Origin of the sequence: Bacteroides sp. HMSC067B03 (assembly GCF_001811315.1) — a bacterium.
Classification (GTDB): domain Bacteria; phylum Bacteroidota; class Bacteroidia; order Bacteroidales; family Bacteroidaceae; genus Bacteroides; species Bacteroides faecis.
Genome location: NZ_KV804390.1, coordinates 29,963 through 50,144 on the forward strand (window position 1 = coordinate 29,963; position 20,182 = coordinate 50,144).

The 20,182-nt window shown below is 41.9% G+C and carries 20 protein-coding genes and 1 pseudogene; 9 read left to right on the top strand and 12 right to left on the bottom strand.

Translation table 11 applies throughout. From position 1 onward, the window contains the following. Positions 1–2 precede the first annotated feature (2 nt). From HMPREF2794_RS16415 to HMPREF2794_RS16440, 6 genes are all read right to left on the bottom strand, one after another. On the bottom strand, positions 3–983 hold the full coding sequence (locus HMPREF2794_RS16415; protein ID WP_022302058.1) for a lytic transglycosylase domain-containing protein: 981 nt from the start codon (positions 981–983) through the stop codon (positions 3–5). Positions 984–1,015: 32 nt separating this feature from the next. Continuing rightward, on the bottom strand, positions 1,016–1,855 hold the full coding sequence (locus tag HMPREF2794_RS16420) for a DNA-formamidopyrimidine glycosylase family protein (protein ID WP_010537059.1): 840 nt from the start codon (positions 1,853–1,855) through the stop codon (positions 1,016–1,018). Positions 1,856–2,637: 782 nt separating this feature from the next. Then, entirely contained in the window at positions 2,638–4,236 is a 1,599-nt protein-coding gene (locus HMPREF2794_RS16425) for a hypothetical protein (RefSeq protein WP_029425379.1), read from the bottom strand. Between the two features lie 38 nt (positions 4,237–4,274). Continuing rightward, the gene (locus HMPREF2794_RS16430; protein WP_010537061.1) at positions 4,275–4,871 is read right to left on the bottom strand and encodes a DUF5025 domain-containing protein; all 597 of its coding nucleotides are present in this window, start codon (positions 4,869–4,871) and stop codon (positions 4,275–4,277) included. A gap of 14 nt (positions 4,872–4,885) precedes the next feature. Continuing rightward, positions 4,886–5,272: a DUF3244 domain-containing protein gene (locus HMPREF2794_RS16435; RefSeq protein WP_010537062.1), complete on the bottom strand. Its 387-nt coding sequence runs from the start codon at positions 5,270–5,272 to the stop codon at positions 4,886–4,888. A gap of 130 nt (positions 5,273–5,402) precedes the next feature. Then, complete coding sequence (locus HMPREF2794_RS16440; RefSeq protein ID WP_032836810.1) at positions 5,403–7,094, bottom strand: tetratricopeptide repeat protein; 1,692 nt, start codon at positions 7,092–7,094, stop codon at positions 5,403–5,405. Between the two features lie 138 nt (positions 7,095–7,232). On the opposite strand from HMPREF2794_RS16440, the gene HMPREF2794_RS16445 reads away from it, so the two are divergent. Together HMPREF2794_RS16445 and HMPREF2794_RS16450 are read left to right on the top strand one after the other, a co-directional pair. Then, positions 7,233–8,552, top strand: coding sequence for a TIGR01777 family oxidoreductase (locus HMPREF2794_RS16445; protein ID WP_010537064.1), 1,320 nt, complete (start codon positions 7,233–7,235; stop codon positions 8,550–8,552). A gap of 5 nt (positions 8,553–8,557) precedes the next feature. Continuing rightward, a complete protein-coding gene (locus tag HMPREF2794_RS16450) occupies positions 8,558–8,830 on the top strand; it encodes a GNAT family N-acetyltransferase (RefSeq protein WP_010537065.1) in 273 nt (90 codons plus the stop codon). A gap of 112 nt (positions 8,831–8,942) precedes the next feature. Here the strand turns inward: HMPREF2794_RS16450 and HMPREF2794_RS16455 are convergent, their stop codons facing one another. Together HMPREF2794_RS16455 and HMPREF2794_RS16460 are read right to left on the bottom strand one after the other, a co-directional pair. Continuing rightward, positions 8,943–9,212 carry a zinc ribbon domain-containing protein gene (locus HMPREF2794_RS16455; protein WP_010537066.1) on the bottom strand — a complete coding sequence of 90 codons (270 nt, stop codon included), beginning with the start codon at positions 9,210–9,212 and terminating at the stop codon, positions 8,943–8,945. Positions 9,213–9,311: 99 nt separating this feature from the next. After that, on the bottom strand, positions 9,312–10,043 hold the full coding sequence (locus tag HMPREF2794_RS16460) for an SDR family NAD(P)-dependent oxidoreductase (RefSeq protein ID WP_010537067.1): 732 nt from the start codon (positions 10,041–10,043) through the stop codon (positions 9,312–9,314). 227 nt (positions 10,044–10,270) lie between these two features. On the opposite strand from HMPREF2794_RS16460, the gene HMPREF2794_RS16465 reads away from it, so the two are divergent. After that, on the top strand, positions 10,271–11,776 hold the full coding sequence (locus tag HMPREF2794_RS16465; protein WP_070751941.1) for a TrkH family potassium uptake protein: 1,506 nt from the start codon (positions 10,271–10,273) through the stop codon (positions 11,774–11,776). A 14-nt stretch (positions 11,777–11,790) separates the two neighbouring features. On the opposite strand, the gene HMPREF2794_RS16470 is transcribed toward HMPREF2794_RS16465, so the two are convergent. Continuing rightward, positions 11,791–12,096 carry a nitrous oxide-stimulated promoter family protein gene (locus HMPREF2794_RS16470; RefSeq protein WP_022302063.1) on the bottom strand — a complete coding sequence of 102 codons (306 nt, stop codon included), beginning with the start codon at positions 12,094–12,096 and terminating at the stop codon, positions 11,791–11,793. A gap of 51 nt (positions 12,097–12,147) precedes the next feature. On the opposite strand from HMPREF2794_RS16470, the gene HMPREF2794_RS16475 reads away from it, so the two are divergent. Next, complete coding sequence (locus HMPREF2794_RS16475) at positions 12,148–12,393, top strand: hypothetical protein (RefSeq protein WP_010537070.1); 246 nt, start codon at positions 12,148–12,150, stop codon at positions 12,391–12,393. 117 nt (positions 12,394–12,510) lie between these two features. Then, the gene (locus HMPREF2794_RS16480) at positions 12,511–13,869 is read left to right on the top strand and encodes an MATE family efflux transporter (RefSeq protein WP_010537071.1); all 1,359 of its coding nucleotides are present in this window, start codon (positions 12,511–12,513) and stop codon (positions 13,867–13,869) included. A 29-nt stretch (positions 13,870–13,898) separates the two neighbouring features. On the opposite strand, the gene HMPREF2794_RS16485 is transcribed toward HMPREF2794_RS16480, so the two are convergent. Further along, positions 13,899–15,548, bottom strand: a complete 1,650-nt coding sequence (locus tag HMPREF2794_RS16485; protein ID WP_070751943.1) for an RluA family pseudouridine synthase — start codon at positions 15,546–15,548, stop codon at positions 13,899–13,901. Between the two features lie 99 nt (positions 15,549–15,647). Here HMPREF2794_RS16485 and HMPREF2794_RS16490 point away from each other — a divergent pair, with 99 nt between their 5' ends. Both HMPREF2794_RS16490 and HMPREF2794_RS16495 read left to right on the top strand, forming a co-directional pair. Continuing rightward, entirely contained in the window at positions 15,648–16,166 is a 519-nt protein-coding gene (locus tag HMPREF2794_RS16490) for an SGNH/GDSL hydrolase family protein (protein ID WP_010537073.1), read from the top strand. Between the two features lie 115 nt (positions 16,167–16,281). Beyond that, positions 16,282–16,746: a MaoC family dehydratase gene (locus HMPREF2794_RS16495; RefSeq protein WP_004308264.1), complete on the top strand. Its 465-nt coding sequence runs from the start codon at positions 16,282–16,284 to the stop codon at positions 16,744–16,746. Positions 16,747–16,823: 77 nt separating this feature from the next. Here the strand turns inward: HMPREF2794_RS16495 and HMPREF2794_RS16500 are convergent, their stop codons facing one another. Beyond that, a complete protein-coding gene (locus HMPREF2794_RS16500; RefSeq protein WP_070751945.1) occupies positions 16,824–17,804 on the bottom strand; it encodes a linear amide C-N hydrolase in 981 nt (326 codons plus the stop codon). A 101-nt stretch (positions 17,805–17,905) separates the two neighbouring features. On the opposite strand from HMPREF2794_RS16500, the pseudogene HMPREF2794_RS27885 reads away from it, so the two are divergent. Further along, positions 17,906–18,081, top strand: a pseudogene (locus HMPREF2794_RS27885) (MarC family protein); the annotation flags it as partial. Between the two features lie 29 nt (positions 18,082–18,110). Then, the gene (locus HMPREF2794_RS16505; RefSeq protein WP_055271228.1) at positions 18,111–19,655 is read left to right on the top strand and encodes a M20/M25/M40 family metallo-hydrolase; all 1,545 of its coding nucleotides are present in this window, start codon (positions 18,111–18,113) and stop codon (positions 19,653–19,655) included. On the opposite strand, the gene HMPREF2794_RS16510 is transcribed toward HMPREF2794_RS16505, so the two are convergent. Next, entirely contained in the window at positions 19,652–20,176 is a 525-nt protein-coding gene (locus tag HMPREF2794_RS16510) for a hypothetical protein (RefSeq protein WP_010537076.1), read from the bottom strand. The genes HMPREF2794_RS16505 and HMPREF2794_RS16510 overlap by 4 nt on opposite strands. Positions 20,177–20,182: the final 6 nt, after the last annotated feature.

Consider the following 20,182-nt stretch of genomic DNA (forward strand, 5'->3'; position numbering starts at 1 on the left):
TCTCAATCTATTACCCAATGCTTGTTGTATGCCACGGTTTTCTTTGGATCATAATACATTCCTTCTTGTGTCGGTATATTGAGAACGTATGTTTTTCCGGTCCTGTTCTTTAGACTTTGTTCGCGCAGCCAAGGGTTAGCATCCCGAAGTTGGGCATACGTGATTCCCTGCTGTTTGGCAAAATCGCTCAGGCTGGCGATGGGGGTGCTGACGGTGATCTCTTTGTAGGGGATAGGCGGATATAGGTGTTCCTTTTTCAACAGGAATCCATATCGTTGCGGATTGTTGAATATCTCCTTGACTGCCAGCAGGCGGAACATATACCGGGAAGTTTCTTCTACCAGCCATAAGTCCATCGCATGACTGGCAAGCTGCTGGTCGAGTTGGGACGAAATTCGTCCTTGTCCGGCATTGTAGGCAGCGGATACTGCCATCCAGTCTCCGTATTTGGCATAAGCCTGTTTGAAGTATTTGCAGGCTGCTACCGTTGCTTTTTCGATGTGGTAACGTTCGTCTACATTTTCATTCACTTCCAGTCCGAATTCGCGTCCCGTAGCGGGCATGAACTGCCATAATCCGGCTGCACCGGCGGGAGAACGGGCTATGTTGTTGAGGTTACTTTCAATAACCATCAGGTATTTGAAGTCATCGGGGATACCGTTCGCTTTCAGAATCGGTTCCACTATCGGGAAGTAACGGTTGGCACGCTTGATGAGTAGCATAGTGGTGGAGTGCATATAGGTGAACGCCATCATCTCCCGGTCCATCCGCTCACGACGGTCGTAGCGGCGGAGGTCGATTGTCTCTCCGTCAAAGGTGACCTGTTCAGGGACGGTGGGTGGGGTGACGCAATAAGGCACTTCCGATTTGGCGGAATGCTGCTCGTCTACATGGCTGCTACCGATCAGGATGGGGAGGGTAGCTCCGATACAGAATACTAATATAAAGGTTAGAATGTAGTTGATCTTGGTAAATTTCTTCATTTTCTGTTTTCTTTTAGTCATTGGTTGGGTTCTTATTCCAATATCTGGCAACCACGGCAATAATAAATGCTACCGCCAAGATAATTCTCCTTGACGATGGTTTCTCCGCAACGGGGACAGGCTTTGCCTGCCGTATCTTTAGAGAGGCAAGCAACGTACTTGCCGTTCGCTCCGAATAGGTCCGATTCCGTGCTTCGTCCGCCCTGCCGGTAGATATCGTCCATGGTCTCCTTTACTTGATAGAACAAATTTTCTTTCTCTTTGTCTGTTAATGTGGCTATTTTTTTCTTCGGATGGATGTGGGCATGATACAAGATGTCCTGTAATACACCGTTTCCCAATCCCGGAATAGTCTGCTCTGTTGCAAGAAAAGCTTTGGCAGATTTCTTCTGTGCGCCTTCCTCATTAATCAGTCCGAGAAAATATTCTTTGCTGAAGGTATCTGTCATCACTTGCGGTTTGCTTTTCGCTATCCGGTAATATTCGGAAAGCATGCCCGTAGCGGCATTCTTGTCATAGCACATGAGTCCGCCGTACATCCGTACGGAAGCTATCAGGCAGCTTTCATCCTCGAATGCGATAAGTAACTGATGCTTGGCCGGCAGCTTGGTCCCCGGAGTCAGATAACGCAGATTTACTCCGTCTGTGAGTACGAGCACTTTATCTTCTATTGTTATCTCTACCATGCCTCCCTGAGACTGTGCACCGTTTATTCTCTTACCGACCAGCCATTCGGCAAACTCATCGGAATTGCCGTTAAACCAAGCGAATTTGTGAGGGCTGAATTGAATAAATACATCTGTTATTCTTTTTCCTACAACTGTCTCAGTGAGTTGTTCGCAGAGATAACGGGCTTCGGGTGCTTCTATCATATAGTCTCTATTTATGATTTTATAAATGTTTTCATGCAAATATAATATTTATTAGTCAGAACTAAACTAAACCGGTTGAACAAAAAGTGACGAAGGACCAGGCATTTTAATGTGATTCTTATTATCACTTATCACTTTTTAGACTTAGAAGCTTATTAACCAATAACATGACGGTGATAATAAGTAGTGATAATAGAGTGACAATAAAAGGACCTCTGCTTTTCTATTGTCACTGTTAAGTAGTGGAATTCTGGCTCCTTTTGTAGGATGATATACCTGCATTAATAGGCTATGTGTTGTTTATTAAGCAGTTTTGTATGTTACATTAATATCTTTTGATAGTAATGTAGATTCGTTTCACGTACGTGAATCAATAGATTCACATGCATGGTCTCATCGGTTCACGTATATGGTCTGAATGGCTCACATATATGAAACTGGAAAATATTACTGATATAGAAGGTTGGTGAAGCGTTCTTTATGTATTGTTGTGGCTGGCTTTTATTCTAATATGTACTACCTTATATTTCGGCATTAACGATACAATAGTTATATGTGATCGGAGGAAAAAGATATAAGGTTTGCTTCTTGTACAGATATATAAAAATATTCAAAACAGAGTGAAGGATTTAATCTTGCTTTAAAGTTTAAATTCCTTCACAATGTTCTGAATATCAAGTTAAAGTCTAGTTTTATTATTTGATATAGATGGCTTATAGATAGTCAGTAAGTATCTAATCTAAGTGTTATTTTATAAACTATATATGTTGTATTTATATCTTTTATTTAGTAGTGATAAGATTAATCGGTAAGATTGTTGCTGTTACATCACCGCTAGATACGTCATATAGTTTATAGGTATTATTAGATTCTGCTCTGATAATAGGGTCGTAGAAGAAGAAGGAAAGAGTTCCCAATTCGTCAGAACCGACTGAAGTTTTAACAGTAGTGGTATTTGTCGAGGTAGTGGTATGAGAGAAGCCATATCCCAATTTGGCAGATAATTTAACACTATCTATGCTACCACCTCCTTCAAGTGAAAAATCGGCTTTGTTTGTGAATTCATTTACTACAGTTACTGTTTTTTCTATTGTTTGATCGGGATCGAATTCCTCAACATACATATGAATGGAAAGGGCTTTATTATATAAATCCCATGGTAACATGAAAACTTTGTTGTCAATATTTGCATTAAGCTGTTCTGGGTAAATCCATTTTGATCTTAGGTTATTGATATCTACCGAATAGAAATTTTTTGATTGTCTGAATGCTGTGCCGTTTTTATGATGAAGATGTATTTTTTCTATAGAGAACACATCTTTTGCCTTTATAGAAAATACAAGCTTATGTTCCATCGCATCTTTATTTGTTTCTCCGGCAATATACGATTTGAAACGGAATTCAAAATTACCATCCGTCCATATCTTTTGAAGAATTTCTTCATTTGAAAGGTAGCGTTTTGCTTGGGTTAAATTTTGTAATCTTTGATCACCGTCAGCATCTGCAATTCTTCCAAATGCAGTAGCACTAATTCTGAATCGGTATAATTTTTCTCTGATATTTCTATTTAAGGTTCCGGGAGTATTTGTTTTATTAATACCATAATAAATATAATCTCTTTGGCAGGCATTAGGAACATTTTTGAATTCTCGCCAGGCGTTAATAGCTGTGGCTACTACATCTTTGCTAACATATTTATTCAAATCTTCGGTTGCTTCTAAATCATTGTCAGCATCATAATGCCGGGTTTGCACCTTTTTGCTCCCATCAAAAGCGTCACTTATAAATTCATAAGTAGCCTCTCCTGATCTGGTATTAATACTAGTAACTTTCATGCGTTCGTTGTTTTTCACAACAAGGCAAGGAAAATCGGGAATATCTCCTTTTACCATATTACCAATGTTTTCACCATTTTCATACAGTGTGTTGTTTTTGTCATCTCTGCATAATACAGCTACTTCTTTGTCGCTTGTATCCCAAGTTGCTGCATTAAAATCCCAGAATAGAGATAAATCCGGAATCATTATATTTAGTAGAGGAAGAGACTGTTCTATTTCAGACAGTTCGTTTGCTTCTTTGCAGTAGGATAGCAATACATCTCTGAAACTTTGATCGCCGAATACTTTTTTATCTTTAATCATTGGATAGAAAATGTCATAGTCATTGTCGAATTGTGCTAAAGCTTCTTTCTTTAAAAAGCTACGTACTTCAACATTGCTGGATGCGGCTTGTGACAGTAATTTGGCGAACTTTAGTTGTGCATCAGCAGTTGCTGATACGGGTGAATTACTTGTATTCTCATTGATAGGAGAAGTTCCTTCCTCTTGAGAACACGAAAACATGAAAAATGCACTTGCGAGCATTAATAAAACCTTTTTCATAATGCATGTTTTTTATGAAAGTTAGTAATAGATAAAAATTATCTGGTTCCGTAAGAACCATTGATTATAATAGAATCTTTTGGATTATCTAAACGATAAAGTACTCCGTCAAGTTTTACTTCAAGAATAGGATGAGTGTCGTCTGCATAAGTCAGATTGATGACTTCTGCTCGGAACGGGTTCTCCTTTTTGGGAATATAAAGAATATATCTATTTTCATATTCATCGCTTTGTGTATCTCGACTTATTTGTATTCCATCATAAATGAAATCTGATCTTGTAGAAAGTGTAATATAACGTACTCCCATGTATAAATCAAAGATATTTATACCCATTGATTCGTTTTCACTATATTTTATCCCTGTAGACATTCCTATCACTGTTTTCATTTTTATGGAATTAGGCTCATCTTCTTCAGAAGGTAAATAGTTTAAAATATGTTTAGATGTACGAACTGGCCAATCACCATGTCCTACATTTTCTACTGCTATTTCTTTTCCGTTTATAGTACCTTTAAAGTATCCCCAATACCATGAATCATCTTTAGGAGCAGGAGTTTCATTATCATCGTTCCCGCACGATGATAGAATAAACATTCCGAAGAATGCTCCGATCAAATAAATGTTTAGTCTCATCTTTTTTTATTTTTTTATTCGCTTTCTTCTTCTACAATATCTCCGGTTATATCCATTATGGGAGAGATAATCTTTACTGTATAAGGATAACCGTTTGGAGTTTCTATATACAATGTTTGACCTTTGTTTATGAAGGTAGGAGGTTCATGAACTATGGTTTTCCCGTTTTTATCTGTAATAGTTATTTCTGCATCCGGCAGAGGTGACAGAAAGATGATTTGTAGGCAACTGTCGGTTTCTTGCACATCCATATCAAATTCAATAGGAGAACGAGTTGTTGCTTTGTTCCTTAGAGTAAATGAGGTAAGGCGAATTTTGTGCTTATGCTTATTTAGTATTGCTGCACTCGTTGGTATAATAAATAATACCGATAATAAGATAAATAAAAACTTTGCTTTCATATTCAATTCTTTTATTGATTTATGGAGGCAAAGGTATGGAGTATTAGTATAGATGAATAATATTTGCAGTCACATTCCTGTTTTGTAATATGTTGATAACTAGTGAAATAATGAAATCAGTAGTCACACTTTACATTTCTTCGTCTTTCATTTTCTCTTTTATTCTTAATTTACGCTGGTTAATGGGATGCGTATTGTTATAACCGAAACAAAGTGCAATAGTTAGAGGTTGTAATTTTGCCTCATTTAGGCAGAGATATAAAATATCTTCTTCGGTCAACTTGGGATACTTTTTTTGTAAGTATGATATATAATCGGCATAAATTTCGAAAATAGTCTTTTGAAGTTTCTTTAGTTCTGCATTTGTTAATACCTTCATTGCTTTTTTGTCAGATACTTCTTGTTTCGAAAGGGCGATAATTCTCTTGTATATATCACTTTGGGTAAATAACCAATTTCTCAGTTCATGCTTTTCTTGTCTAAGTCTTTCTATTGTAGATTCTCTTTCCTGTATTTCATCTATCTTATTCGCTTGGTCTTGTTTCAGATTACGTTGTTCTTCTTGCAGCAAACTGATTATTGATTGATTATCTTCAATGATAGTCTGCGTTAAAGATAGTTTATATTGGGTTTGCTTTAAATTCTGTTGATATAGAAGTTGTATTCTTTTTCTTTTGTTAATATGGTATTGATAGAACAATATAATAAGTAAGCAAGAAAAAATGAAGAGTGTAATTATGAGCTGAAGTCGATGTTGCTCTTTTATTTGCTCTTCCCTAATATGAATTTTGATATTATATTTATTAATGAGTTGTTGTTGCTCGCTGTATTGTTCTGTACTATACATAGAATCTAAAATTTCTACATGTTCTTCTAAATAGGCAGATGCAGCTTTGTAGTTTCCTAGATCTTTTTCAATATCATACAAACTTAATAAAACAGCGCCTCTACCTGCTATATTTTTAGTATCTTCTAAATTTTTATTGAGATAATAGATGGCAGAGTCTTTATTTTCTCCTCTTTCGTACAATAAGCTTCCAAGATGACCATAATAACTTCCTGGTATCTTTCCTTGTGGAAACCATTTAATGGCATTGCGTGCATGATACAATGCCGAATCTGCTTCTTCAAATTCATCGTAACTAATGCTTAGATTGAATTCGGATATGCTTATCATAGAAGAGTCACCTGAATCTAACGCATAGTCAAGTGCTTTACGTTGGATTATTATTGCCGAATCTTTTTGGTCTTGTGTACAATAATATAAACTAAAACTATTTAATGCAACAGATTTATCTTTATCTGTGATGCAGCATTTATATAGTTCCCGATATGCTTTAAACGCCTCGTCATAGTAATTTACGTCGAAATAAAGATTTCCCAATGAGCTGAGCGTATGTCGTTTGATCTCAATTTCTTTCGGATAGTCTTTCAATATGGTCAGCGCTTCTTGCAAATGGGTAATAGCCTCTTTGGGGCTATTTATTTCTATTTCCAACCGTCCTTTATAAAGTAAAGCTACAGCCCGCTCTTTCTCGTCGTCGTCATAATAACGCAAAGCTAGATTCAGTAATGAATCACAGGGTAGCAGTGATTTCTCGCATTTATCTGTTGCACGTGCTAAAAGTAGGGCATAGCGGGCAGATTCTTTGTGAGAAAGCTCTTGCAGTGTAGGCAATGTTTGAAGTAATTGCAATGCGCTGTCGGGATGTTCTTCTAGCAGGGATTCAACTTGTATGAATGATGCCTCGGTCTGTTCTCTTGAATAGCAGGAATAGAGTAAGAATATCGATAGAACTAGAAGTATGTGTATTTTAGTCACAAGTCTTTGTTTTTATAGTTTGTATGTCTGTGCAAAGATAAGGTTTATTTATTAGAATAATATTTATTCGTATAATAAAAGAACCTTTTCTGCTTTTAATACGTTTTTCTAGTATAGTTGAAAAAATGAAGAATCAAGATGAATATAGCAATGACCGGAGCCACCGGATATATAGGCAAACATCTCTCTAGCTATCTGACCGAAAAGGGTGGACACCGGATCATTCCTCTGGGAAGGGCGATGTTTCGGGAAGGTATGTCCGGACTTTTGGTTCAGACGCTGACGCATTGCGATGTCATTATCAATCTGGCAGGCGCTCCCATTAATCAGCGTTGGACACCGGAGCATAAGCAAGAACTTTTCAATAGCCGGATCACAGTGACACACCGTATTATCCGTGCCTTGAATGCTGTCAAAACCAAACCGAAACTGATGATTTCGGCATCCGCCGTAGGTTATTATCCTTCTTTGGTGGAATCGGACGAATATACTCAGACTCGTGGCGATGGTTTCCTGTCTGACCTTTGCTATGCGTGGGAGAAGGAAGCGAAACGTTGTCCGCAACCGACAAGACTTGTTATTACACGTTTCGGGGTCGTGCTTTCTCCCGATGGAGGAGCGATGCAGCAGATGCTCCGACCGCTGCGTGCAACGAAAGTTGCCGCCGCCATAGGGCCGGGTACGCAACCTTTTCCGTGGATAGACATTCACGACCTTTGTCGCGCTATGGTCTTCTTTATAGAGAATGAAGAACTGAGAGGTGTTTTCAATCTGGTTGCTCCTCAATCCGTTTCACAACTCTCATTTACACGCGCGATGGGAAAGGCGTATCATGCCTGGACTACTTTTATTGTTCCTCAGACTGTCTTTCGTTTACTGTATGGTGAAGCCGCCTCTTTTCTGACAGCCGGACAGAATGTACGTCCTACGCGCTTGCTGGAAGCCGGATTTCACTTTTCCGTGCCCACCATCAAGAAGCTTTTTGAAGAAACGGATCGTCATACGGTAGAGCATCTTGACTTGGAGCGATATATGGGGCTCTGGTACGAGATCGCCCGGTATGACCATCGTTTTGAACGTGGACTGACAGAAGTGACTGCCACTTATATCCTCCGTCCCGATGGGACGATCCGCGTAGAGAATCGGGGTTGCAAGCGTAACTCACCTTACGATATTTGCCGGACAGCCACCGGACATGCCAAGATTCCCGATCCCGCGCAGCCCGGTAAGCTGAAAGTTTCTTTTTTTCTGAATTTCTATTCTGACTATTATGTGTTGGAACTGGATCAGGAGAACTACAACTATGCCCTTATCGGCAGCAGTACCGATAAATATCTTTGGATATTGAGCCGTACCCCGCAGTTGACGGAAGAAATAAAAAAGAAATTGGTCACTGCCGCCGAACGTCGTGGTTATGATACGAGCCGGCTGCAATGGATTGAACAACTTAAAAAATAGACATCATGGATTACGAAATTACTCATCAGCCCGAACAGAAACTGTTCAAGACGGAAGTTGACGGTCGCACCGCTTTTGTAGAATATCGCCTGTTAGGTGATTATCTCGATATTATTCATACCATCGTCCCCAAACCGATAGAAGGACGGGGGATTGCTGCCGCACTGGTGAAAGCTGCTTATGACTTTGCACTCGCCAACGGGATGAAGCCGAAAGCTACCTGCTCTTATGCTGTGAGATGGCTTGAACGCCATCCGGAGATGAATGCGGATAATTAGATAAACAGGGGCTGACCTAAAAGAACGAAAAGTTATTTTCTCTTTGTGGCAATGGATATTGGTAACAAAGAAACGTTTGGAAGAAGAACTTTCGGGTCAGTCCCTTTTTAGTTTATAGTTTCCATCTTTTAAGTTGAGGGAAGAACTCTTTCATCGTTACCCGCGCCTCATCTATCGTGTACTTCACTTCCGAATCCTTATTAAACTCATCAAGGTAGTTCAGGTTGAGCTCAATCATTTCATCCATGGTACATTCTTTGGTAAACTGCCCGTTTGCATAGCAATAATGGCAATACTCTTGATTTTTACTGCCATCGGCTTCTGTTCCGAATGTAGACTCATCTATCGGCATAGCACAACTCTGACAAATTTTCTGTTCCATCTTTTATTTATTTAAGTGATTAAAAGTATGATAAATAACTCTCTTTTATCTGCTTACAAATATAGTTGCTTTTCATCGGTATTCGGTTATCCAATCTTGCTATTTTGTTTTTACCGGCATCCGTTTCCATATCCATCGGGGAATCATTCGCCAGAAGAATACGAGTATGCGGTAGCGTCCGTCGATGATGGCTACCCGCTGTTTCCGATGAAGTGCACGGACAATGTGACGGGCAGTTTGACCGGCTTTCATCAGCATCGGGTAATGCTTTCCGTCATTCAGTAAGTCGGTAGCTACAAATCCCGGTCGGATATCGGTGAAGTGAATGTTTAACTTTTGCAGATGGGCAAGTTGTTCAAGAGCATCGATGTAAGTGTTCTGAAAACGCTTTGTGGCAGAGTAGGCAGGGGCAACTCCCAATCCTTTGGTACCGGCAATCGAACTGATGACAGCCAGATGTCCGCCTCCGTTGTGCTTAAAATAGGAAAATGCGGTATCCACCATCCGTGTGAAACCTTCGACATTGGTACGTGCAGTATTCAGCTCGATTTCCATATTCAAGTTCATATTCTGGAAACCGATGCCGGAGCTGAGAAGGAATAAGTCCATGCCGCCTAACTGATGAATAAGCGCATCCAGCTTTCCGGCACTGTCTTCCTGAGTGACATCCAGCGCCTGAACTTTTATCCGCTCCGGTGCGATTTGCCGGAAATCATCAAGAGCTGACTGGCGCCTGCCCGCTATTCCGATTTGCCATCCTTCGGATAAAAGGCATTTGGCAACTTCTTTCCCGATACCGGAGGTAGCACCTATGATAATGGCTCGTTTCATTTTTTTGGAACAAAGATAATCAAATCTTTCTATTTTGAAAGGGAACTTTCCATTTTGAAAGTCCTCCTTTTCATTTTGATAGGAAGCCTTTCCATTTTGGTAGGGTGGAGGCTTTATGTTTTTTCAAAGTGGAAATAATATTGGGCTGATAGATAGCTGTTTAAAAAGAATGCCGTTGTTTTGGCATACTATTGGCTATGGGAGTCGTGCAGAATAATTCATGAGTTATGGAAGAGTATATATCAGATAATAGTGTGTATGCACGTGCCAAAAGCAATAGCATGATCAATCCGAAGATGATAGGGCGAGTGCTTGGAGTATTGCTTTTTATTGAGCTGGGAATGTTTCTTTTGTGCGCCGGCATTTCGTTGGGATACGGAGAGGATGACTATAAGTATTTTCTTTATACTTGTGTGATTAATGCCGTAGCAGGTGGATTGCTGTTACTTTACGGGCGGGGAGCGGAGAACCGGATGAGTCGCCGGGACGGGTATTGCGTGGTAACTCTTTCATGGCTATTCTTTACGGTTTTCGGGATGCTGCCTTTCTATTTTAGTGGAAGCATTGATACCATTACCAATGCTTTCTTCGAAACGATGTCCGGATTCACCACCACAGGAGCTACAATACTCGATGATATCGAATCTCTTTCGCATGGAATGCTTTTCTGGCGTAGCCTCACGCAATGGATCGGCGGGTTGGGGATTGTCTTTTTTACGATTGCCATTCTTCCTATCTTTACTACGGGCGGAGTACAGCTTTTTTCTGCTGAGACTACCGGAGTAACTCATGACCGCACACATCCGAAAATTAATGTAATGGCCAAATGGCTGTGGACTATCTACCTGATATTGACTGTCTCGGAAACCATTCTGCTGATGTTCGGAGGAATGGACTTGTTCGATGCCATTTGTCAATCATTTGCTACTACTGCGACCGGAGGGTATTCTACCAAACAAAACAGTATTTCTTACTGGAATTCTCCGTATATAGAGTATGTGGTTGCTATCTTCATGATTATTTCGAGCATTAATTTTTCTTTATTCCTGATGTGTCTGAAAGGGAAAGTGAGCCGTTTGTTTAAGGATGAAGAAACGCATTGGTTTCTGGCATCTGTCGGGATATTGACACTGCTGATCACTTTGGCACTGGTATTTCAGAATAATTATGGTTGGGAACTGGCTTTTCGTAAATCATTGTTTCAGGTAGCTACGGTACATACTTCCTGCGGTTTTGCCACGGATGATTATAATTTGTGGCCCCCTTTTACATGGTTATTGTTATTTATAGCGATGCTTTCGGGAGGTTGTACAGGTTCTACCAGTGGAGGTATCAAGAATATGCGCCTGTTGATTGTGGCTCGTTCCATCCAAAATGAATTCAAGCATCTGCTTCATCCCAATGCGGTACTTCCGGTGCGGATTAACAAACAGACGGTATCTCCGTCCATTGTAACGACCGTATTACTGTTCTTTGCTTTTTACCTGATTATTGTTTTGATAGGCTGGGCGATTCTCTTGTTTTTAGGAGTAGGTTTCTCTGAATCAGTCAGTACGGTAATTTCCAGCATCGGTAACGTGGGACCGGGATTGGGTGGCTGTGGCCCGGCATATTCATGGAACTCTCTGCCGGACTTGGCCAAATGGGTTCTTTCTTTCCTGATGTTGATAGGCAGACTGGAACTGTTTAGTGTGCTGTTACTTTTCTATCCGGGATTCTGGAAAAATCATTAGGATAAATTTACCGGTCAGGAGAATAAGTGGCGTATCGCTTCCATCGGAGCATAGAGCAACATTCTGGGACCGGAGAACCGCATAACCTCCCGCATCCGTTCGCGCATAGCAGGCTTGTAGCAATGTACGGAACATTTCTTGCACGAACTTTTCTTCTCTCCGAAGGGACAGTGATCAAGACGGGCATGTGCATAGCGGAGCAGTTCTTCGCACTCCGGACAAAGAGTTGCATTCTTCTCTTTCTTCCGGCAATAGAGACGAATCATGATCTCTACTGTTCTCTTTTCCTGAGTAATACGTGGCTTTTTATCAGTTTCCATAGGGCAAAGATAATAAACGGATTGCATATTCTGCAAATAACTTCAAGAGGAATGGTTGTTGTTGCTGGAAACTATGCGTATCTTTGCGGCATGAGAAAGTTATTATGTCCGCAGTGCAAGATTGCTGCCCTATATGTAGTGAATGACCGTAAAGAGCGCCTTTTGGTCTATGTACTTGAAAATGGAGAAGTCGTGCCTAAAGATCCGGCAGCTTCTACCGATGGTTTTGATATGACGGAGGTCTATTGTTTGGGCTGTTCCTGGCATGGTTCGCCGAAAAGACTGGTGAAGAGATAGGAGATTTCCGCCATTTCGTCTTTTTTTGACTTATGTCAATAAAAAGAGGGCATAGGTTTAGAATCTCTCAACCGGATTTTTCAGTATCTTTGCAGCCAATTTTTAGGACATAGACGTATGGCAACTTCTAAAGAGATGACGGCAGGGCCGGCATTACCTCTGATTTTTAATTTCACTCTGCCGCTTTTGTTCGGCAATCTGTTGCAGCAAACGTATTCGCTTGTTGATGCTGCAATCGTTGGAAAGTTTTTGGGAATTAATGCGTTAGCTTCTGTCGGAGCCAGCACATCAGTCGTTTTCCTTATTCTGGGTTTCTGCAACGGATGTTGCGGAGGATTCGGTATCCCCGTAGCTCAGAAGTTCGGGGCAAGAGATTATAGTACGATGCGTAGCTACGTCTCTGTCAGTCTGCAACTCGCAGTTGTGATGTCTGTGGTTATTGCTATTCTGACCAGTATTTATTGCGCGGATATCCTGAAGATGATGCGTACACCGGAGAATATTTTTGAAGGGGCGTACGCTTATCTGCTTGTTACTTTTATCGGGATACCTTGTACGTTCTTCTACAACCTGTTGTCGAGTATCATCCGTGCTTTGGGGGATAGTAAGACACCTTTCTATTTTCTGGTGTTGGCTACGATACTCAATATCATTCTCGATTTATTCTGTATTCTGGTATTAGACTGGGGAGTGATGGGAGCTGCCATTGCTACGGTATTTTCGCAGGGAGTTTCCGCTTTACTTTGCTATATTTATATGTACCGGAAGTTTGACATCCTGCGCGGCACACCGAAAGAGCGGAAATATCAGTCTAAACTGGCGAAAACGTTACTTTCCATTGGTGTTCCCATGGGATTGCAATTCTCCATTACGGCTATCGGAAGTATCATGCTTCAGAGTGCAAACAATGCGCTGGGTACGGCATGTGTGGCGGCATTTACTTCTGCCATGCGCATCAAGATGTTCTTCCTCTGTCCATTGGAGAGTTTGGGTATGGCTATGGCTACCTTTAGCGGCCAGAACTACGGTGCCGGAAAGCCTGAACGTATCTGGTCGGGGATTAAAGCCAGTACGCTGATGATGGTTGTCTATACAGCCGTGACTTTCCTGATCCTGATGGTGGGAGCCAAGTCTTTTGCTCTGATTTTTGTAGACCCTTCGGAAGTTGAGATTCTGGAGAAAACAGAACTTTTCCTGCATATATCAGTCTCTTTCTTTCCGATGCTTGGATTACTCTGTATCCTGCGATATACTATTCAGGGAGTAGGCTACACCAATCTTGCCATGTTTTCCGGAGTGTCGGAAATGATTGCACGTATTCTTGTCAGTATTTGTGCCGTACCGGCTTTTGGCTTTATAGCCGTCTGTTTCGGTGATCCGATGGCATGGGTAGCAGCTGATTTGTTTCTGATACCTGCATTTATTTACGTCTATCGCAGGTTGAAACGGCAGGTGCTGACAAGTGCCGTTTCATAATTAAAAGAAAACAGCCGAAGAAAATATTCTTAGAATTCCGCCTCCTTCTGTATGCAGATAATATCTCCGTAAACGGGATGGCGGAATTCGAGATATTCGGCATGGAGATAGAGCCTGTCCGCCTTTTTTCCGTAGAGTTCATCGCCCAGAATGGGGCAGTTCAACCCTTGATGATGGGCGGCATGTACCCGTAGTTGGTGGGTACGTCCTGTTAATGGATAAAAGGCGATGCGTATGTACTTATCGGAATAGTTCAGAATCCGGTATTCGGTAACAGCCGGCTTGCCGTATTCTTCACTGACCATTTGGCGGGGGCGGTCGAGCGGATTGAGGCAAAGGGGAAGATTGATGGTTCCTGTTTCTTCCGGTAATCCATTCTGTTCGCTCCTGTCCAGTAAGGCTACATAACGCTTTTTGATACTGCGATTCATGAACTGTTCCTGCAGATGTTGATGAACTTCCTTAGTCTTGGCGACCAGTAACAATCCGGAAGTTGCCATGTCCAGCCGATGTACGATCATTGGCCCTGTAGCTTCCGGATATCTGGCTTTTACACGGTGATAGACGGAATCTGCCTCTTCTTCCTTGCCGGGAACGGATAACATACCCGATGGTTTGTTGACCACCACCAGCCATTCATCTTCAAATACAATCTCTAATTCTTCTTTCTTGTGGGCATTGGCCGAGAGTGGATTCTTATCTACCTTCAATCCTTGCAGCATGTGTTGTAGAATCGGTTCACATTTTCCTTTACACGAAGGATAATAATAACCATGATGCCGGACTTCCGTCTTCGGAGAGTTTCCCCACCAGAACTCTGCCATTGCCAATGGCTTTAGTTGATGAAGGTAAGCATATTGCAGCAATTTAGGCAGGGCACATTCTCCTGCTCCGGCAGGGGGAGTTTTGTGCACGGTTTGCTCAAAGATAGTACACAAGTCTTTAATTTCTCCTCTTGCATTCAGCATGCGGAACTGTTCGAACAATTTTTGTTGTAAGGCTGCCGAGCGTTTCTTCCGTTCGGTCTTCAGCTTATCTGTTTCCGTTTCAAAAGTGGCGATCTCCTTTTCCAGAGTTTTGATCCGTTCTTTCCATCCCCGTTCCAATCGTTTGAATTCCGCTTTCTGATATTGACTTTCGCGAATAAGAATGGCCTGTTCTTCTTCTGACAGGGCAGGGGATGAGTTGCGGCGAAGTTCTCTTTCTTCCTTGGCTGCCTTTAGTTTTTCTTTGGCTTGAGTCAGTTCCAGATTGGCTTGCTCTGTTTCTGCATTCAGCTTTTCTTTTAAATGCAGATAATGAGGGTTAACTTCCAATTCACTGATACGGGCATTAATAGCAGAAATCTGTTCTTCTTCTATTTTGAAGAATCCTTGTGGTTGCAACAAATCATATACAGGAGGTACGAAGTACGGATGCAGGTTCTTTCCTGCCAGATTGCCCGAAAAGGCAGCGAGATAGCCAATTGGAGAAGGTTCCTCCTCTTGGGGTTGTACTATGAGTACTCCGAACATTTTGCCGGGAGCCAATTCCTCTTGCCACTCCTTTTGTGTCGAAATATATGCTTTGACTTCTTCAGCCGCTAATACGCATAGCGGATGAGGAGTATAGTTGAAAGGATATGTAAACCTTTCCGGTAGTGCAATATGGGAAACCGGTTGGTCGAAAAAATGTATCATTGATTCGTCATAACAGAATTATGGATACAAAAATAAGGTAAATCTACGAAATATTGTTCTATATTTGTTCTGTAATTGGAACGAATATAGAACAATAAGATGGAAGACAGACCCAAATTTGCATTCGTAGGTAACAGTCACATGGCATTCTGGGCACTGAATATTTATTTTCCTCAATGGGAATGTATGAATTACGGTGCTCCCGGAGAAGGTTTGGCATATGTCGAATCCTTTTCGGTGGATACTTCCGATTGTTATGTGGTAGTCCAGTTCGGTACCAATGACATTTACCGGTTGAACGATGAAAATGCAGATGAATATGTGGAACGCTATGTGAAGGCTGTTCTTGCCATTCCTTCTCTGAAAACCTATCTCTTTTGTATTTTTCCCCGCAACGATTATGATGATTATAGTACGGCAGTAAACAAGTTTATCCGTATGCTTAATCAGAAGATACATGCCAGACTGGAAGGAACGGAAATTGTCTGTCTGGATGTGTTCGACCGTTTACTTCAGGACGGGCGATTGAATCCCGGGCTGACAATTGACGATTTACATCTGAATGGTAAAGGATACAGCATACTGAGCGATGCACTAAAAAAGGCAGTCAACGGATAAAGCATTTTCTTGTATTTTGTTTTTGCATTTGTGCGGTAAATAGACGGCATATCATTTATTTTTCCTATTTTTGCCCTCATAATTATATGTAGAACCCCCATAAAATGATGAGACTATGGAGAAAGTTATTATCAACTCGTATGAAGAATTTGAAAAGTTAGTAGGTCAACAGATAGGTGTATCCGATTATGTCGAACTCTCTCAGGAACGCATCAACCTTTTCGCAGATGCAACACTGGACCATCAATGGATTCACGTAGATACAGAACGTGCTAAAGTGGATAGTCCTTATCATAGCACAATTGCTCACGGATATCTGACATTGTCTATGCTTCCTTACTTGTGGAATCAGATTATTCAGGTAAATAATCTGAAAATGATGATTAACTACGGTATGGATAAGATGAAATTCGGTCAGGCTGTGCTGTCCGGACAAAGTATTCGTCTGGTGACTACTTTGCACTCACTGACTAACTTGCGTGGTGTGGCAAAAGCAGAAATCAAGTTTGCTATTGAGATCAAAGACCAGCCCAAAAAAGCGCTGGAAGGAATCGCAGTGTTCCTGTATTACTTCAATTAATATTTAGTAATATAATGCGGGAGACTGTTTTCATTTGATTAATGAAGACAACCTCCCGTATTCGCTTCTTATTTTTCTCACCCTCTCACTCCCATAAACTTAAACGGTTGCGCCGGTTTGAATTCTTTGTTCGTATTACCATGATAAGTTTCTCCGTTGGAAATAGACAATTTAAGTACCGGAGCACCTTCTGACAAATCCATTTCCCGCAGATTCACCCAGAAAGTATTGGGTGTCAGACTTGATTCGAAGAAGTACATCAGGTCTTTGCTTTCCGATACCGTTCTCCATTGTGTCGTCGAAATCTCCGGATTTTCGGGAGTAGATATGCCGTACGGGACCGATGCGTTGCGGACAACACTGAATACGCTTGCCACAGCGATCCTCACATCATCCGTTTCAGGCAGTGCGTTTACGTAAAAGCTGGCTCTGGCAAAGCGGTCTGACGGGCGGTTGGTTCCGGGCAGAAAGCTCAATCCACCTATTGATTTCCAATATTCGTTAAGGGCCAGCTGTTTGTTGTAAGTGGGGGAGTTGGTCATTACTTTATATTCCTTGCTGTGATAGACAGTCAGTTTTCCGTCTGTATATTCGAATATGGCACAGTCACCTGTTGCATCGGAAGCTGATAAATGCAGGGTCGCCAGACGGGAACCATCCGGCATCATGTCCGATACTACCTGAAAAGTATCCTCGTCAATGAATGCGACAGCCTCGTCTACAGTGGCGAAGTTATCCAGTATATACTGTACCCATGCTGTAATGGCAAGTCCCGGCTTGCTTTTATCTCTTGCCGGATATTTAGCTTCGGGCAACCACAACAGATTGGCGACCAGTCCTTTCTCATTCATTCCGTCCGTACTGGCTATTTCAAAAGCGGAAGTCACCACACTGCCATATTTAGAGACCCATTTCAAGGAGTTTTCTCCCGTCTCTCCATTTCTTTCCATACCTCTGGGAAACACCCAAAGATTACTATGCATATCTGTCTTCCAGTCCATAGACCGACCGGTTGCCACCATTCCATTTGTTCCCGAATAAACAACTCTTGTGCACATAATTATAATTTTCAGTTAAGGGTTTATGATAAGTTACTTTGGTATCAGAACAATAAGATTCCATTTATGTTTTACATATATACGGATATTGAATAAGGTATCTTTGCATGCCCGCTATCCTGTATGTATTCCTTTCGCAGGGGCAGAGGATTATTCAGAGACTGGGACCGGCAGGCAATCAGATCATAAATAGACTCGTTGCTTTTTTACGTTCTGTATTGGTATACAGATTTCCGTGACAGGCATTTCCCATATATTCCATCTGAATATACTGTGATGCGGATGAATATTATAAAACGTTGAGATATGAAAATGAAAAAGATTTTAGCAGCTTTATTCATCCTGTTGCTTATACTTATTCTGGTTTTGGTAGTACGGACCGTAACCTATAAGTTTGGTAAAGTGACCAGGAATGTGGATGATAAAGAATTGGTGAACACAGCTCCTTCGGAGCAATCCGTGCGTCGTTTTGTCGGAGGAATACGAATCCCGACAATCAGTAATGAAGTGTATGAAGAGACTGATTTCAAGCCTTTCGATGAATTTATGAAGTACCTGGCCGATTCTTATCCGGAGGTATATAGGGTGATGGATGCAGATACCATTAATACATATGGGCTGGTGTTTCATTGGAAAGGCAGGAACAGTGATCTGAAACCGATATTATTCTTGTCCCATTACGATGTGGTTCCGGTAGTCGGATATGATCCGTCTACGGCGACTGTTGCAGATACGGTTTTCCGGTTTCACGACAAACCGTTGCCTCCCATCGGGACTTATTCGGAGAAGTGGGATTATCCTCCCTTCTCGGGAGCTGTTGCAGGCGGACGCATATACGGTCGTGGAACACTTGACATGAAATGTATGCTCTTCTCGCTGATGGAGGGAGCGGATAACCTGATAGCCGAAGGCTTCCAACCGGAAAGAGATATCTGGTTTGCTTTCGGGCAAGACGAGGAAGTGAGCGGACGTCAGGGAGCTTTCAATATAGCCGGTTATTTTAAGCAGAAAGGGCTGCGCTTCAGTGCGGTTTATGACGAAGGAGGCATCATTGCAGCTCCCGGTTCGGCAATAGAATCCATACAAGAACCGTTGGCATTGGTGGGAGTGGGAGAAAAAGGCTTTCTGACCTTGCGCCTTACGATAAAAGGGATGGGAGGTCATTCTTCGATGCCACCTTCAAAGAGTTCTCTGGTGTATGCTGCAGAAATCATAGAGAAGCTGAACGACAACCAGTTCCCGGCAGAAATCATTTCTCCCATAGCTGCATTTTTCGATAATGTAGGAGGGGAAATGGGATTCTTTTCGCGGATGGCGATAGCCAATCAATGGCTGCTCGAACCGTTACTGCTGAAGACTATGGAAAAATCTCCCGCCTCCAATGCGCTGGTACGCACCACAACCGCCATCACGATGGCTAAAGGCAGCGATGCGGCCAATGTATTGGCTTCGGAAGCTGAGGTTACTGTAAACTTCCGCATTTTGCCCGGTGAATCGGTTGCCGGGGTGATAGAGCATGTGAAGAAGTTGTGTGAAGGCTACGATGTTGCCATCCATGTGGTATCGGAACGTGAGCCTTCAAGCATTTCTCCTGAAAACGTTAGAGGTTTCGGGATTATCAAGGAAGAGATGGCAAAAATATATCCCGCAGCTATCGTTACCTCTTATATTACGATCGGGGGTACCGATTCCTACAAATATCAGACGGTGAGCGATGACATCTACCGTTTCTTGCCTATTTGTCTGAACCAGTACGAGCAGCGTACGATACATAACGAAAATGAGTATATATCCCTTGAGAATTTCGGGAAGATGCAATGGTATTTTAAGGAACTGATGAAGAATTATTAGTTTTTCTTTGCCTTGATTGCCTTCAACGTATTTTTGCGCACAGAGCGGATAGCGGGAACCAGTAATTCGGGTTCCATGATTTCCAGCATTGTGCGCAATTCCTGTTGAAGCTCCGGGATGGAACGGGTCAGTTGGTAGGCAAGTTTGATGCAAAGTGACTGCACTCCGGGCGGTTCCTGCCGGGATACCATACGCTCTATGCAGAAATCCAGCAAGTCCACCCGTGGAGGGTCGGCTAGCGGTTGCTGACATAGCAGGTTCAGGAGCATTCTTCGTTTTCCTGAATGCGGGCAGGTAAGCGCTGCATCAATCAATTCATTTTGTTTCCCGCTCAGCCATTCTACTTCCGGTTTCGAGAAATGGGTACAAACCCACAGTGCCTGGTAAGAGACGATGCTGTCCTCATCATATATCAGCCGGTAGATTTCTTCTCTGAGGCGTTCGTCGTCTTGTATGTAATGAAGTATCTCTCTGATATTCTCGATGTGTACACGTTCGGATAGTCTTGCACGCAGGTTCATATGGCT